The sequence below is a fragment of the Vibrio sp. IB15 genome (genome assembly GCF_016406055.1).
GTDB lineage: Bacteria > Pseudomonadota > Gammaproteobacteria > Enterobacterales > Vibrionaceae > Vibrio > Vibrio chagasii.
Map to the genome: position 1 here is coordinate 1 of NZ_JAEFCE010000053.1, position 15,584 is coordinate 15,584.

Annotated in this window: 12 protein-coding genes and 2 pseudogenes; 4 read left to right on the forward strand and 10 right to left on the reverse strand. The window is 45.8% G+C overall.

The window, feature by feature from the left end; all coding sequences use genetic code 11:
* On the forward strand, positions 1–567 hold a 567-nt coding region (locus JC606_RS17680; protein WP_198779074.1), incomplete at its 5' end, for a cytochrome b/b6 domain-containing protein.
* Positions 568–584: 17 nt separating this feature from the next.
* Positions 585–1,013: a MarR family winged helix-turn-helix transcriptional regulator gene (locus JC606_RS17685; protein WP_137406966.1), complete on the forward strand. Its 429-nt coding sequence runs from the start codon at positions 585–587 to the stop codon at positions 1,011–1,013.
* 71 nt (positions 1,014–1,084) lie between these two features.
* Here JC606_RS17685 and JC606_RS17690 read toward each other — a convergent pair whose 3' ends face one another.
* The 4 genes and pseudogenes from JC606_RS17690 to JC606_RS17705 all read right to left on the reverse strand — a co-directional run bounded on the left by JC606_RS17690 (position 1,085) and on the right by JC606_RS17705 (position 4,664).
* Positions 1,085–1,948 (reverse strand): DMT family transporter, encoded by an 864-nt coding sequence (locus JC606_RS17690; RefSeq protein ID WP_198779075.1) that lies wholly within the window; start codon positions 1,946–1,948, stop codon positions 1,085–1,087.
* A gap of 110 nt (positions 1,949–2,058) precedes the next feature.
* Positions 2,059–3,162 (reverse strand): annotated as a pseudogene (locus JC606_RS17695) (alkene reductase).
* 8 nt (positions 3,163–3,170) lie between these two features.
* Positions 3,171–3,548: a lactoylglutathione lyase gene (gene gloA, locus JC606_RS17700; RefSeq protein ID WP_137406968.1), complete on the reverse strand. Its 378-nt coding sequence runs from the start codon at positions 3,546–3,548 to the stop codon at positions 3,171–3,173.
* A gap of 180 nt (positions 3,549–3,728) precedes the next feature.
* Positions 3,729–4,664 carry a LysR family transcriptional regulator gene (locus JC606_RS17705; RefSeq protein WP_198779076.1) on the reverse strand — a complete coding sequence of 312 codons (936 nt, stop codon included), beginning with the start codon at positions 4,662–4,664 and terminating at the stop codon, positions 3,729–3,731.
* Positions 4,665–5,443: 779 nt separating this feature from the next.
* Here JC606_RS17705 and JC606_RS17710 point away from each other — a divergent pair.
* Complete coding sequence (locus JC606_RS17710; RefSeq protein WP_137406970.1) at positions 5,444–5,977, forward strand: magnesium transporter; 534 nt, start codon at positions 5,444–5,446, stop codon at positions 5,975–5,977.
* Positions 5,977–6,965 (forward strand): annotated as a pseudogene (locus tag JC606_RS17715) (efflux RND transporter periplasmic adaptor subunit). Before JC606_RS17710 ends, JC606_RS17715 begins: the two are co-directional and overlap by 1 nt.
* A gap of 63 nt (positions 6,966–7,028) precedes the next feature.
* Here the strand turns inward: JC606_RS17715 and cyoE are convergent.
* The 6 genes from cyoE to JC606_RS17745 all read right to left on the reverse strand — a co-directional run bounded on the left by cyoE (position 7,029) and on the right by JC606_RS17745 (position 15,576).
* Entirely contained in the window at positions 7,029–7,898 is an 870-nt protein-coding gene (gene cyoE, locus JC606_RS17720) for a heme o synthase (protein WP_137406971.1), read from the reverse strand.
* A gap of 8 nt (positions 7,899–7,906) precedes the next feature.
* Positions 7,907–8,218, reverse strand: coding sequence for a cytochrome o ubiquinol oxidase subunit IV (gene cyoD, locus JC606_RS17725; protein ID WP_004740018.1), 312 nt, complete (start codon positions 8,216–8,218; stop codon positions 7,907–7,909).
* The gene (cyoC, locus tag JC606_RS17730; protein ID WP_105024590.1) at positions 8,218–8,835 is read right to left on the reverse strand and encodes a cytochrome o ubiquinol oxidase subunit III; all 618 of its coding nucleotides are present in this window, start codon (positions 8,833–8,835) and stop codon (positions 8,218–8,220) included. Before cyoC ends, cyoD begins: the two co-directional genes overlap by 1 nt.
* A complete protein-coding gene (gene cyoB, locus JC606_RS17735; protein WP_102424600.1) occupies positions 8,825–10,882 on the reverse strand; it encodes a cytochrome o ubiquinol oxidase subunit I in 2,058 nt (685 codons plus the stop codon). Before cyoB ends, cyoC begins: the two co-directional genes overlap by 11 nt.
* Positions 10,883–10,887: 5 nt before the next feature.
* Positions 10,888–11,784, reverse strand: a complete 897-nt coding sequence (cyoA, locus tag JC606_RS17740) for a ubiquinol oxidase subunit II (protein ID WP_008221709.1) — start codon at positions 11,782–11,784, stop codon at positions 10,888–10,890.
* 693 nt (positions 11,785–12,477) lie between these two features.
* Positions 12,478–15,576 (reverse strand): efflux RND transporter permease subunit, encoded by a 3,099-nt coding sequence (locus JC606_RS17745; protein WP_137406973.1) that lies wholly within the window; start codon positions 15,574–15,576, stop codon positions 12,478–12,480.
* Between the last annotated feature and the right edge of the window lie 8 nt (positions 15,577–15,584).

A 15,584-nucleotide genomic window follows, 5' to 3' on the forward strand; every position in this document is an offset into this window, starting at 1 on the left:
CTACTTCTTCTTGAAGATAAAAGCGGCTTTCCCCGGAAAGCCGCGATGAACCTAATTTTATGGCGATTGATTTGGGGATTCATTGGCAGTGACACGAGCCGCTTCTCACAATTTGTTAGCTCTCCTCGCGCTGCATTCCAGTACTTACGAGGTAAAATCCAGCCAAAGCCAGGGCATAACCCATTAGGGGCTTGGATGGTCATCGGTATGATCACCACCTTGTTCATCCAATGTATTACGGGCCTTGTTATTGCAGGTTTCTTTGATGCGATCCCAGGCTCGGAAACCCTTCTTACCGATGGCGTATTTGAAGTTTCAGGTGTGGTGCACGGCATTGCAGCACGTATATTAGTGGTCTGCGTCGTTCTCCACGTATTGGCAATCATGACTTACAAGCTACGTTCAAAACCACTGGTGTTAGCCATGATCACAGGTAAACAAAGCCACCCCCCGTCAGTGGAAAGTTTCGAAAGTGGCATTCAATTAGCTTTTTCATCAAATAGCAAAGCATTGTTGGTGCTAATCGCATCGGTATTAGTTACGATGACAATAGTTGTTATGTCATAAAAATTAGGTACTAACCAATGCCAGAAGAGTTTGATAGACAAAATAGTTTCGGATGGATGATCAATGTGATCGCGAATAAAGCGAGCAAGGATTTCGACCTTGAGCTAAAGAAGCATGGCCTAACCATCGCTTTATGGCCAACTTTGATGTGTTTGTGGGAAGAAGAAGGCGTTACGCAGCGTGATATTGCCGAAAAATCTAAAGTAGAAAACTCAACAACAACACGAACCTTAGATAAGTTAGAAAAACTTGAGTTAGTCGAACGGAGAGCGGACCCAAACAGTCGACGCTCTTTTAGAATCTACCTAACAGAAAAAGGAAAAGCACTTGAAGAAGTGTTGATTCCTATCCCAATAAAATTAAACAAAGAGCTGATGGAAGCGCTTGATACTAATGAGCAGCAACAAATAATCGGCTTGCTTAAGAAAATGGTCGCGGCTATTTAGCTTAAAGCCAACTCAGCAGCGACCGCTGAATAACGCAGTCCAATAGACCCTCGCCCTAGACGAGGGTTTTCTTATTTTCGTGACCATTTGATATAGCAAAACAGTGAAGCAATGATTACCGCCCCACCGAGCAGCTTCTGTATCTCAACACTTTCACCAAGCACACTCACGCTTAACAGCAGCGTCCACACAGGCTCAAGAATCATGATCAATGCCGCCACTTCCATGTTCACGGAATGCTGACCGACCGTTTGCAATAAGTAACGAATAGAAGTCGCCACAACCGCTGAAACTATAAACCAGAAAACCAAGGTTTTAGTAATCTCGAACTCAGGTTGAGCCGTCATTGAAGCGAACGCTAAACCGCTCACACCCACAATAAATAGCTGCACACAGATTGACGCGATAGGCTTAATATTGGTGATCACACGCTTATTCATTACAAAGTGAATGGACAGCAGCATAGAAGCCAATAAGAAATAGAGCTGACTTTGTTCGACATGCCAACCGTTGGTCAAGGTGAGCAACAACATACCAATTATCGCAATCGGAAATGACATCCAAAAGGCGCGATTAGGTTTGACTCGAAATAGCACCCAAGAGACAAATGGCGCAATGATCATCGCGAGGCTCATGATAAATGCCCCTTCAGATAAAGTCTCTGTCACCGAAACCGCAAATACCCACACCTGTAATGAAGCCGATAGCAGTAAACCCACTCCGCAAAGAGATAGAATCTGCTTAAAAGAGAGCTTGCGAATATGGTGAATACAAAACGGAAGTAGAATCAGGCTTGCCACAACAAACCGCACACCAATGAACACTGGTCCTGGCATTTCTAATACCACCAGCTTAGATGCAATCCATCCGACCCCGGCTAACAGGGTGGCAAATAGGAGATACAATTCCCCACGCATCGCTTTCACGTTCATCATTTTATTCGGTCCAATAACGAATAAAGCAACCCGACTCTGCCAGGTTGCTTTTTATAAACATTCAACAGGATCAAGATACTATCTCAATACTCTGCTTCAAGCAGCTGTTTTTAGCCTGCGTATGCTGGGTAGTCTGTTAAGCCTTTTTCAGCACCACCAAACAGTGTATTTGGATCGTGCGCCGCTAGCGGGTAACCATTTTGAATACGAGCTGGTAAATCAGGGTTAGCAACGAATGGACGACCAAAACCAACCATGTCCGTTACACCTTCAGCCACCGCTTTTTCACCACGCTCGCTGTCGTATTTACCTGCGTAAATCAGTACACCATCATAAGCTTCACGAACAGCTGCTTTAAACGCTTTTGGCGTTTCAGGTGCATCGTCCCAGTCAACTTCTGCGATGTGTAAGTAAACAATCTTGTATAGGTTAAGTAGCGCTGCTGCCGCTGTGTACGTTTCAACTGGCGTTGCATCAACCGTACCATTCAATGAGGTAAACGGTGCAAGACGAACACCAACACGCTCAGCACCAATCGCTTCAACCATAGCTTCAACCACTTCACCTAAGAAGCGTAGGCGGTTCTCAATAGAGCCACCGTATTCGTCAGTACGGTTGTTTGCTTCTGAGTCGATGAACTGATTAATCAGGTAGCCATTTGCCGCGTGAAGTTCAATACCATCAAAGCCAGCATCAATCGCATTAAGTGCCGCTTGACGGTACTGTTCAACCACCTGTTTGATGTCTTCTTTAGTCATCTCACGAGGTTCAACAACGTCTACCAAACCCGGTTCATCAGTACCGTTGTCGATGAATACTTTTACATTTTCTGCTTTCAGTGCAGAAGATGAAATAGGTTGCTCACCGCCAATGTTATCTGGATGCGTCACGCGGCCTACGTGCCAAAGCTGCGCGAAGATTACACCGTCTTTTTCATGTACTGCGTCCGTTACCTTTTTCCAGCCAGCGATCTGCTCGTCAGAATAGATACCAGGTGTCCAAGCATAGCCCTGACCCATTGGTGAGATTTGTGTACCTTCAGCAATAATCAGGCCTGCAGTAGCACGTTGAGCGTAGTAAGTCGCCATCATATCGTTTGCTGAGTTACCAGGTTACGTTGCACGAGAACGTGTCATCGGAGGCATAACAATACGGTTTTTAAGCTCGATATTACCAAGTTGAATTGGTTGAAATAGTGCATTTGTCCTTGTCATTTCCTCGATTAACCTAGTTGAATCAGTTCGATTTGGTAGCCGTCTGGGTCAGTAATAAATGCGATGTGCGTTGAACCACCTTTTACCGGGCCGGCTTCGCGAGTCACGTTGCCACCTAGCGACTTAATCTGGTCACATGCCGCGTAAATATCTCCCACACCCAATGCTAAATGGCCAAATGCGTTGCCCATTTCATACTCATTGGTATCCCAGTTATGCGTTAACTCGATAGTCGTTCCACCTTGCTCGTAACCAACAAAAACCAAGGTGTAGCGGTAATCGTTATTTACGTGGCGCTCAAGTTCTTTCATACCCAAAACTTTGGTGTAGAACTCAATAGACTTTTCTAAATCAGCAACTCGGATCATTGTGTGTAGGAATTTCATATTTCACCCTTTTTAGCCCAGTGACGCAGGCCGATATAATTGAAGTGGAGACCATCCACTTACCTGATGGGGTCAATATACGAGTTGGCTACAAACAAAGGAAATTATCATAACCTCTCAATGTAATAATTTTTTGTTATGAATAGTTGGTCTAAGAAAATATCAAAGTAGCAAGTAACGCTAGTATGAAGCCTTCCAGCTGTTCAACACCTTTGACATCTCTTCTACCGTATTAATAACCTGCTCTCGGAGCCACTTATGTGCGGGATCATTATTCTGTTTTTTTAGCCAGATCAGGTGATGAGGAATAGGCTGACAATCAAACGGAGGTTTGAAAATTTGTAAATCGAGGCGCTCTTTGAACTGAATCGCCATAGAAAGGGGGGCTACTGTAATGCAATCGGATTGACTGCACAGTAATAAATTGCTGAACAGAGAACTGCCATGGATCATGATCTTTCTCTGAGACAAATCCAGTGATGTGTAGTGATTGAGGCTTCTCACTTGTCGGCGCGTTCGATCAAGTACGGCATGCTTCTCACTCAAATACTGATCGAGAGTGAGCTCGCCTTTGATCCTAGGGTGGCCGTTTCTGCAAATAATCACCACCTCACTCTCGTATAGCTTCTCACTCATCGTGCTTGGGTGTTCTGGCAGTACAATATCGATCATCGCATCAAACTTTTGCGTTAACAGATCTTCGTGCACTTGATCGTCCGAGTCCGCTTGATCATACACCTCTAACGAGAGTCCTTGGTTTGGTAAGTCCAAGAACCGATTCAACAATAGCCATTGCAAGTGCTCTGGAATCGACACCGCGAACTTGCGCTCCGCTGTCATTTCATCAAACGTTGCCATGCCTTGGAAAACACCGTTGAGTTCTTGTATCGGCGCTTTGATCTGCTCGTACAGGCTTTGTGAATAGGCAGTGGGAATCACTCCTCGCCCCTTGCGCACAAACAACTCTTGATCAACTTCCTTCTTTAACCGCGCCAAGGAGGTACTTATTGTCGATTGGTTAGTATTCAAGTGATCGGCGGCTTTGCTCAGACTGCCCAGCTCCATCACCGCAGAAAATACAGCTAACAAGTTAAAATTCGGAATGTCGTTGCTCATGATTCTTTACTCAATAGGCGATAGATTGAATCATATTATCGTAAAACCGATAGAATAAAACGGCTAATTATCGCTCATTTGTCCAAACAAATAATGAAGCATCATGCGGTAAAGAGCAGAAATATAAGAACAACTTACTGTGACGAATAGCTGCCACATTCGTCAGATTGGGAATCCAACGCTATTCGTAGTGCCAGAATAGCTTAATCTACTCAAACCCCACCCTAGACTATTCGGAGTATCCAATATTTTTTTCAGAATTATTGATACTTTTATAACCGATTCTATGATCCAGGCTAATTTAGTAGACATATTTTATAAGCCGACTTTGAGCCCGTTCAAATAATTCCATTTGCCGTTTTAATGACCTATCAACCTATCGTAATTACGATAGTTCAATATCGTTATACTGGGTAGATAGCGCCCTTCACACTTCCTATTATTTCGCCAACAAATCAATTCTTAAGCGATATAGAAAACCTAAAAATGTGAAGATAACAGTGTTGCAAGCACCATGGACGACGGCGCAAAAAGCTACTGTAACAACCGAACTTCGCAATGGTTGACTCTAGTTTAAGAATGATTTCGCTCGGTGTTTTTAGCATTGTTTTCGCGAGAATGCGTTGTCTCTTTGGGCAAAGCGATTTTTAATTGTCATCTAATACTTTTGATTTCAGTCCGCGGTATCGCTCACTGGTATTCAACACCTCTTGCAGATGTCATCTAAAAGTCTTGTACCAAGACTGCACTTTCTCTCTCCTTATTATTTAGGTTGAGATATGAAAATTCTTAAAATTGTTCTGCAGAAAGTTTGGGCCGTCGTGATGGTTCTCGTCAAATTCTGCCTATTTATGGTCCTGATGTTTGCTGGTGCTTGGGCGCTTGCTCCTATGGGTACAATTCACTCCAAAGACATCGACCTTTCTCAGTTCAATAACCACCCGAACGAAATGATGATGAACTTCTTCCAAAGCGAGTACTTCTCCGGTTACTTGTTCTCCGTAACTATCGCGGTTGTATTCGCTGCTATCTACGGTATGTGGCAAATCCATGAGCTCGGTGTGCACAAGGCGAAAGAGCACAAAAGTGCCCATGTACAGATTGTATTTGCACTCTCGCTTTGTGGCTTATTCATTAACAAGACGTTCTGGGTTATCGCTCTAGTCATTGCTCTCGCTAACTGGAAACACATCGGTCAATCGATCAGTGATGTCATTCGCCGTGGTATTCAACCGAAGCTTCAAAAGTCCGATAGTGAACAAGCAGAAGAAACTAAGTCTGAGCAGACAGCAACTGGAAAAGAGGCCGCATAATGAAAGAGATGATGATCCCATACATTCTGATTGTATGGTCCCTGTTTGCGACTGGCGCACTAAAGAAGACAATTAAGAACTACACTTAGGCTGCGATTGGTGGCGTGGTAATTCTAGGCCTATTGGCAATTGTTTCTCGCCTGTGGGCTCCGGTAGATATGACCAAATCATCAACGGTAAAAGCGCCGCATGCAGTAATGTCACCGATCTTCGGCCAGCAAATTGATGAATTGTTCGTTAACCACAACCAATTGGTAAAGAAAGGCGACGTGATCTACACACTTGTCGATATCGACTCAGCAGCAGACAAAGCGAAGATCGAATCTTCAATCGTTCAGAAAGAGGGCAGATCAAACAGATGACGCGTGATTTAGAGCGTGCAGAAACGTCGCCTGAGATCTTCAATGCTCGTGATGTTGAAAAGTACCACTCAGATCTTCGCGTGATGCACGCAGAACTGGCTTCACTGAAAGCCGATTTACAGAAAGTGAATTGGGCGCAAGAGAAGAAAACAGTGCGAGCAGAGTTTGATGGGCAAGTATCGATTGTGAACATTGCTGAAGGCTCTGTCATGGGCAACATGCACCTGTACAACACCAGCAAAAAGTTCTTAGAGATGCGTATCTCAGACCAGACTTACGGTTACGTGCAAGTGGGCGATTTTGCGGAATTCTTTGTCGATGCATATCCGGGTCACGTGTTCCGTGCCAAAGTACACAGCTTTACGGCAGGTACTGGTGAATCAAGTATTTCACCACTGCAAGGCCCACAAAGTGTTGGTCAGCACGTCGCTCAAAACAGCAATGGTTTAGGTCGTACGGTAGTGCTAGAAATCTTTGAACCAGAAGGCTACAACATTCCTATCGGTGCCGCTGGCGCAGCTTGGATTTCAGCGGAGAAGCCGCATCCTTTCTGGGGCTTCATTGACGTGATTGGCGCAGCAACAGTTCGCCTACAATCTTACAAGTCTTACCTAGGTGCTTGGTAAAAAAATAACCTGTTAAGAATAAAAAAATACCCCGCTGATGCGGGGTATTTTATTAGTGCTGTGCTACAAAAATGGCAGTGGGATCAGTTCGAGACCGAGCACACCACTGATGCTCATCACCACCAGCAAAGAGACTTTAAAGACCGTCTTTGACCATTGGATGTAGTTGGCGCAATCCACCTTACGGAATGTCACCTTGGTCCATATAAAGCATACTGCTGCCGACACCGCTAGGTATTCGTACCCCGCTTCTCCGAGCAAGAACAGCCCAAGAGCAACCGCGCCAAAAGCAACCACGTACGCTTTCATATGTTTGTGAGCCTTATCGACACCCTCTTTTACCGGGAGTACAGGGATACCTGCATCTCGGTAGTCTTGAATGCGGAACATCGCAATCGCATACGAGTGCGGCATCTGCCATAAGCAGAACATGATAAACAGCAGTACCGCTTCGATACTCAAGTAGTTTGTCACGCCAAGGTAACCAACTAATGGCGGTACCGCACCAGAGATACTGCCTACGAGCGTGCCATACACCGAATTACGCTTGTACCACATGGTGTAGAAAAAGACGTAAAACACGTAGCCAAGCAACACCACCACCGCAGACATTGGATTAACGTATTGGAACAATAAAGCCGTACCAGCCAGCAACATGACTAACGCATAGATGAATGCGACGTCAGTATTGATGTTGCCCTGAACCAACTCTCGGTTCTGAGTGCGTTTCATTTTTTGATCAATATCGCGATCAAAAATGTTATTCACCACACAACCTGATGCAATCACAAGCCCCACACCCGCCAATGTTGTCAGTAACAACATCGCACTGGCTGGTTCTGTCTTTGCGGCAAGGAAAAACCCCGCCGCAACAGAAATCAGGTTGCCGAAAATGATGCCCGGTTTGGTAATAGACAAATAACTTTTCAGCATACCCTAGCCTACAACTTCATGTTGACGTTCATGTTGTAGATGATCCACACCGAGCCAGCGATAAGGATCAATACAACAATGGCAGTAAACATCAGTGATACTAAGTTCCACTGACCATCGGTTGTCTTCACTTCCATATGTAGGAAGTACTTAAAGTGTACAAAGATCTGCACTAGCGCACAGCCAAACAGAACGACGTAAGTCTCAGTACTTGGAAGCGCATGCGCCCACACAACATAGAACGGAATAATGGTCAGAATCAGTGATGCAACAAAGCCAATCACGTAATCTTTTGCGCCACTGTCTAGATGCTGTTCCATTACATCACCCCCATTAAGTACACGATGGTAAATACACAAATCCAAACGATATCTAGGAAGTGCCAGAACAAGCTCAAGCACTGAAAGCGCATCGACATGTTGTCGTTTAAGCCTTTGGTTGAAAGCTGGTGATACGCCACTGCCATCCAAATAAGACCAAACGTCACGTGAAGACCGTGTGTACCTACCAAGGTAAAGAACGCAGATAGGAACGCACTCTCTTGAGGACCATAACCTTCAGCAATCAAGTGATGGAATTCATACACTTCCATACAGATAAAGGCTAACCCCAGTAGAAACGTTACTTTTAGCCACTTTTTCAGACCAGCAACATTTTGGCGTTTCATTGCTATCATGCCAAAACCGAAAGTGATACTACTGAACAGCAGCATCATGGTTTCCACAAACACGAAAGGTAGTTCGAAGATGTCTTTGCCCGTTGGCCCTGCAATAGAGCCACTTTCTAACACGGCATAAGTCGCGAAAAGCGTGGCAAACAGCACACAGTCACTCATCAAGTAAACCCAGAAGCCAAACAGCTTGTTGCCCGCTGAGTCATGGTGATGATCATGCGAGTGTGCAAGATCGTAAGTGTGTGACGGAGTATTAGCTTGCATACGTCGTCTCCAAATCATCTTTATTTGTGTTGTTATCACCGTCAGCGCTGTTCTCACCCACCGACTGTTTTTTCGCTTCTGCTAACTGTGCACGTCGAGCCGCTTCAATCGCTTTGATCTCTTCTACTTCCACGTAGTAGTCAACATCGTCGTTGTAGCTGTGTTGAATACACGTCACGACAATACCAACTAGGCTTGCCGCCGCTAGCCACCAGATGTACCAGATCATTGCGAAACCAAATACCAACGACCATGCAGATACATAAATACCTGTCGGTGTGTTCTTCGGCATATGAATACGTTCGTATTCTTCTTCCTGAGTTGGATCGAACTCACCGCTTTGCTTTTGATACCAGAACGCATCTAGCTCATCGCCTTTTGGCAGTTTTGCAAAGTTGTAGAACGGCGGTGGTGAAGACGTTGCCCATTCAAAAGTACGTCCGCCCCACGGGTCACCAGTAAGATCGCGGTTTTGGTCACGGTCACGAACACTCACGAAGAACTGAACAAACTGACACACAACACCCATCGCAATCACACCAGTACCTGCAGCCGCAACCGCCAGTAGAGGTAAGAATTCAGGGTTAATATCTTGGCTCAAACGACGCGTCATGCCCATGAAACCAAGAGCGTAAAGCGGTAAGAACGCCATCAAGAAACCGATGATCCAGCAGTAGAAAGCACGTTTACCCCAAACTTCGTTCAGAGTGAAACCAGTCGCTTTCGGGAACCAGTAGCCAATTGCCGCAAAACAACCGAATACTACGCCACCGATGATCACGTTATGGAAGTGAGCAATTAGGAATACTGAGTTATGCAGAATGAAGTCTGCACCCGGTACTGCCATTAATACGCCCGTCATACCACCAACGGTGAAAGTGATAAGGAAACCAACAGTCCACAGCATAGGTGTTGTGAAACGGATGCGGCCTTTGTACATGGTGAACAGCCAGTTGAAAATCTTAACCCCGGTCGGGATAGAGATAATCATGGTTGCGATACCAAAGAAGGCATTCACATTCGCGCCAGAGCCCATGGTGAAGAAGTGGTGTAGCCAAACGACAAACGCAAGGATAGTGATTGCAACCGTTGCCCAAACCAGTGAGGTGTAACCAAATAGCTTTTTACGTGCGAACGTTGCTGTCACTTCAGAGAACACACCGAAGATAGGCAAGATTAGGATGTACACCTCTGGGTGTCCCCATGCCCAAATCAGGTTCACATACATCATCACGTTGCCACCAAGATCATTGGTGAAGAAGTGCGTGCCGATGTATCTATCCAGCGTCAGTAGCGCGATAGTTACCGTTAAGATCGGGAAAGAGATGATGATCAGAATGTTGGCACACAGAGACGCCCACGTGAACACAGGCATCTTCATCATTGGCATAGACGGAGTACGCATGCGCAGAATGGTCGCGAAGAAGTTCACACCCGTTAGCGTTGTACCGACACCAGATATTTGCAGCGCCCATATCCAATAATCGACCCCGACTCCAGGGCTTGCCTCAATACCAGACAGTGGCGGATAAGCTAGCCAACCTGTACGGCCGAATTCACCAAGGCCTAGTGACATATTGGTTAGGATCACGCCCACGACGAACAGCCAGAAACTCAGGTTGTTTAGGTAAGGGAACGCAACATCACGAGCACCAATTTGTAGCGGCACGATGATGTTCATCAAGCCAATAACCAGCGGCATCGCCACAAAGAAAATCATGATCACACCATGAGCGGTGAAGATCTGATCATAGTGATGCGGTGGTAAGTAACCGCTCTCGCCTGCCGCTGATAACAACTGCTGACTGCGCATCATTACCGCATCGGCAAAACCACGAATCAACATGATCATTGCAACGGCAATGTACATGAAGCCCAGTTTTTTGTGGTCTACTGAAGTAAACCATTCATTCCATAAGTATTGCCATTTCCCAGCTTTCGTTACCGCAGCAACAACAGCCAAACCAACCAGCGCAATCACCGCAAGTGTCACGACGATAATAGGTTCGTGGTAGGGAATGGACTCTAGAGTTAATCTTCCAAACATTACGATTATCCTTGGTTTTCCGGCAAACAGTTCATTGAACCAGGGTGCTGGGTCACAACATCAGTGAACAAAAATGGTGGGACACTAGAAAACAGCGTCACAGGTTCAGCGACACTTGGCGCAGCCAGTGAACGGAACTGCTCCCAATCTTCAATGCGATCAGGGCTTGCCTTCACCGTCTCCACCCAGTTTAAAAATGCCACTTGATCAGGCAGTGCTGATGCTGTGAATTTCATCTGAGAGAAACCTTCGCCACTGTAGTTCGACGCAAAACCTTTGAAGTCACCTTCGTGGTTTGCAATCAAGTTCAACTTGGTCACCATTCCCGGCATCGCGTAGATCTGCGAACCAAGACGCGGGATAAAGAACGCGTTCATGATGTTGTCTGAAGTCAGCCTAAACGTAACAGGAACATCTTTCGGGAATGCCACGTAGTTAACCGTTGCAATGTGTTGTTCCGGGTAGATAAACAGCCATTTCCAGTCCAGCGATACCACTTCAATCACCATTGGCTGTACATCACTTTCTAGAGGCTTAGATGGCTCCAGTTCGTGTGTTGAACGCCAAGTGATGGTCGCAAGAATCGCAATAATGATGATTGGAATCGTCCATACAACGATTTCAATCTTGGTCGAGTGCGCCCAGTCAGGTGCATACTCTTCCGTGGTATTGGTTTCGCGGTATCTATAAGCAAAGTAGACCGTCATTAGGATCACAGGGATAACGACAATCAGCATCAGGAGTAAAGCAGTAATAATCAGCTCTTTTTCCTGAACGCCAACACTACCTTTAGGGTCGAGCAATGCGGAGTTGCATCCTTCGAGCATCAGGGCAGTTGCCACCAAACCAATCCTCGACAGGTTTGCTCTCGATAAAATGCGTTTATATCTTGAAGCTTCCATTAACTTTCTCGATGGTTATCCAGTCTCAAATCGAACGTCCGAGTACTGGTTATCATGGTCATTAGAATATTTATGTGTTGAGCATGTGAAACGCTGCATCTCAAAGGGAAGCCGAATTGAGTCTAATTTTGCTTGGTGAAAACATTACCGCACGGTTAAAACCACACAAAAATTATGACTTAATTGTTACACTTTGAAATACATTGTTACATTCGGAGCATTATGGGGAGTTGGAATTGAAAGCTCACCCAGCAAACTTGAAAACTAACCTTCCAATTATGAAAGTAGAATGGCTGAAATGAGTCGAGAGAAAGGTGCACGAGATAAGCGTGCTACATCAGCAAAGCTAATTGTGAAAAGGAATCGCAAAGAAACAATGGACGAAGAGACAGGTAGTCAACGACCACCACAGCGATGAACTACATTAGAAATCGCGAATTAAACAAAGCGTGATCAAGTTCAAACTTATGAATTCACATACAAGTTTAATGGTATTCATAAATAAAATTGTTAGCACGAAGCATTCATTACCAATATGAATAATAAGCTTCATTTCATCACGATGATGGGTATCGAAATAGAAGGTTAATCAAGCCAAAGCCGAGTAAAAGGAGTCGTTTTGCCGTCAAAATACAGAGACAAGCACGCCCTTACTCTCCCACTTCGAGGAAAATAAGGGCGCTGATTTGTCAATTATGCAGCTTGTGGTGCCACGGTTTTGCGCTGTTTTTTAGTCATCAGGTGATAAACCACGGGCACGAAATAGAATGAGATAAGTGTGGTTAATACCGTACCGCCAACAATCGCGACCGCGAACGGAGGCCAAAAGCCACCACCAGCAATAATCAACGGCATAAAACCGCCAACGGTTGTAATCGTAGTTGAGCTGATATGACGAGTACACGACATCACCGCCTCTACGACCGCATCGACATTGCCTGATGAGGCTTGTTCATCCAGTTTCAACTCCGTCAAAATAACGATGGCTGCATTAATCGCTAGCCCGGCGATTCCAAGCATCGCTATGATCACCGTAAAACCAAATGGATAGCCGAAGATCCACACCGATAGCAACCCTAGCCCACCAGCCAGTGCCGCTACCATAAAGATGATGCTACTTAGCCTAAACGAGTTAAACGACATCACAACAACTAACACCATCAACACAACCACAACGGCAACATTCGAGATAAGACTATTTACCGAATGATCGCGCTCTGCCGACTCTCCGCCAAACTCGATGCTGTAGCCCGATGGAATTTCGTAACTTTCCAATCGGTGTTGGAACTCATTGAGCACGGTTTGCGGCAAGACGCCCGCTTCAATATAGCCCTCTATGGTGTTAACACGCTGCCCGTTACGACGAGTAATCGCACCACGACTGGTGGTCAGTTCAAGCTCAGCCAAAGTCGAAACATTAATGCCCGTCGAGTAGACCTCAGAACTGATTGGCAAACGGATATTGCTTAAATGCACTAGGTTTTCACGCGCTTCATCCGCAACACGAACACGAATCGGTACTGACTCACTGCCTTCAATCACAGAGCCACTTTCGCGACCAGTCAAGGTGTTTTGCAACATGCCAGCAAACTGATTCAGTGAAATGCCGTTGAGTTTTGCCGTGTCTTCATCAACCTTCAACCACACCTTAGGTGTACCCGGCTGCAAGGTTTCTCGCGTGTGAGTTACATGAGGAACACCCGCTAAGATCAATCGAACATCTTCACCAATCGCTTTCAAAGTATCGAGGTTTTCACCATAAACACGCAGCTCAACTGGCGCAGTAAAGGGAGGACCTTGGTTAAGCTTACGTACCAAGATTTGTGCTTCCGGTACCTCTTCATCCAACACCTTTTGCAACTCAGGAATCAACGCATTCGCCTGAGTAAAGTTTTCAGTTTTGACCATAGCTTGCGAGAAGTACGGAGCGTTGTTTTGCCTTGCCTGCAAGTTGTAATAGAAAGATGGGAAGTTAGCGCCCACTAGCCAATCAATACGCTCCACTTCTGGATAGCGATGAATAATGTCGTCTATTTTTTCCGAGGTATTTTTCGTCGCATAAATACTGGCTTGCGGCGGCATGTAAACCTGAATCTCAAACATGTCTCTGTCTGATGGCGGAAAGAATTGCTCAGTCAGTTGAGACATGCTCCAGTAGCCAGTAAACGGCACCAACAATACCAACACAATAGTGATGATTGGATGTGTGACACCAAAACGGACAGAAGATGAGAACCAACGTGTTAGAGCAGGAACTCTTAAGCCCGTCATGTACCAGTGATGTTGCCCCTTCTTGTCCACATCACTCAATTGTTTCGGCAGTAACCTTGTCGCTAAGCCAGCAATTAAGGTGTGCGAGATAATGTAAGAACCGATTAATGAGAAAGAAACGGTAATCGCAATACCACCAACAAATTCACCGGATGCACCCGGCATCAAAATAATCGGTGCAAACGCCAGAACCGTAGTCAAGGTTGAGCCAAGTAAGGGAACCCACAAGTGCTTCAGCGCATTCATGGTTGCTTCTGCCCTGTGTTGCCCTTTCAATCGATACGCCTGAATCGTATCAACCATCACCACTGCGTTATCGACCATGATCCCGAGCGCAACAATCAAGCCCGTGACTGACATCTGGTTGATTGGCACACCAGTCATTTTCATGATCGATAGCGTAAGCAGTGAAGTGAGTGGCAGCGAAATAGCCACTAATATTGCCGCACGGACACCCAAGGTCACGAACAATACAATCAAGATCAAACCGAAACCGATCATCAAGCTTTTACCTAAATCATCTAGGCGACTTTCGGTATAGCCCTGCTGATTGAACAGCACGGTGACATCGATATTACTTGGCAGCTCTTGTTGAAACTTGTCGATCAACGCATTAGCACGTGAAGTCCAGCTATCAACCCGAAGATCAGGGTGCATTCGCGCCGCGACGATCACACCCGGTTCACCATCAATAATGGCAATCTGATCTTGTGGGGTTTTCTCACCACGCTTTACCGAAGCAATGTCTTCCATGCGGATGATGTGACCATTGCTATCCGTCGCGATAGGGACTTGCTTAATACGTTCAATCGAATCGAGTTCCGATTCAATCTCTAAACCAAATCGAGAATACGCGCTAACCAGTTCACCTGCTGAGTTCTTAGCATCTGCCCCTTCTAGCGACTCTGCGATGTTTGAACTAGAGCGACCAAGCGCTGCAGCATCAGCAGTTCGCAGACTTATCTGGATTTCTTCTTGAGGCATCCCGTATTCATCAACGAACTCAGTGCCCGAAAGGGTTCTTAATCGCTTGGCTAACTCTTTGGCATAACGCCCTAGTGTTAAGCGGTCAGGCTCATCAGCACCAGACCAAGTCAAAGAAGCAATGGTAGTGAAAGCATAGGTATGCTCACTGTCGAGATCGGGAGAATGGGCACCCGCAGGTAAAATGGATTCGATATCAGACAGCTTGTCACGTGCTTGCGACCAAACGGGTTCGGGCTCGGTGATAGTGTCATCAAGCTCAAGCGTCACGATAGACACGCTCGGCCTTGAGGTTGATCTCACCAGTTTAACTTCACTCAGCTCACGAAGCTTATTCTCGATAACCTCTGTAACCAAAGTTTCCACTCGTTCGGCACTGGCGCCTGGAAAACTCGTCGTGATGTTCGCATAACGGTTGATGATCACCGGATCTTCTGCGCGCGGCAGCGTCATGAAGGCTGAAATGCCACTTACCATCAGCAGCGCGGTCATTAAGATCAGTAATCGGGTATTGGAAATAGTCTCTATGATTTTCATACTATTTC

Bases quoted from the DNA above. Each gene is read 5' to 3' on its own strand.
- JC606_RS17685 (WP_137406966.1), top strand. From the start codon at position 585: ATGCCAGAAGAGTTTGATAGACAAAATAGTTTCGGATGGATGATCAAT.
- JC606_RS17690 (WP_198779075.1), bottom strand. From the start codon at position 1,948: ATGATGAACGTGAAAGCGATGCGTGGGGAATTGTATCTCCTATTTGCC.
- gloA (WP_137406968.1), bottom strand. From the start codon at position 3,548: ATGAAATTCCTACACACAATGATCCGAGTTGCTGATTTAGAAAAGTCT.
- JC606_RS17705 (WP_198779076.1), bottom strand. From the start codon at position 4,664: ATGAGCAACGACATTCCGAATTTTAACTTGTTAGCTGTATTTTCTGCG.
- JC606_RS17710 (WP_137406970.1), top strand. From the start codon at position 5,444: ATGAAAATTCTTAAAATTGTTCTGCAGAAAGTTTGGGCCGTCGTGATG.
- cyoE (WP_137406971.1), bottom strand. From the start codon at position 7,898: ATGCTGAAAAGTTATTTGTCTATTACCAAACCGGGCATCATTTTCGGC.
- cyoD (WP_004740018.1), bottom strand. From the start codon at position 8,218: ATGGAACAGCATCTAGACAGTGGCGCAAAAGATTACGTGATTGGCTTT.
- cyoC (WP_105024590.1), bottom strand. From the start codon at position 8,835: ATGCAAGCTAATACTCCGTCACACACTTACGATCTTGCACACTCGCAT.
- cyoB (WP_102424600.1), bottom strand. From the start codon at position 10,882: ATGTTTGGAAGATTAACTCTAGAGTCCATTCCCTACCACGAACCTATT.
- cyoA (WP_008221709.1), bottom strand. From the start codon at position 11,784: ATGGAAGCTTCAAGATATAAACGCATTTTATCGAGAGCAAACCTGTCG.
- JC606_RS17745 (WP_137406973.1), bottom strand. From the start codon at position 15,576: ATGAAAATCATAGAGACTATTTCCAATACCCGATTACTGATCTTAATG.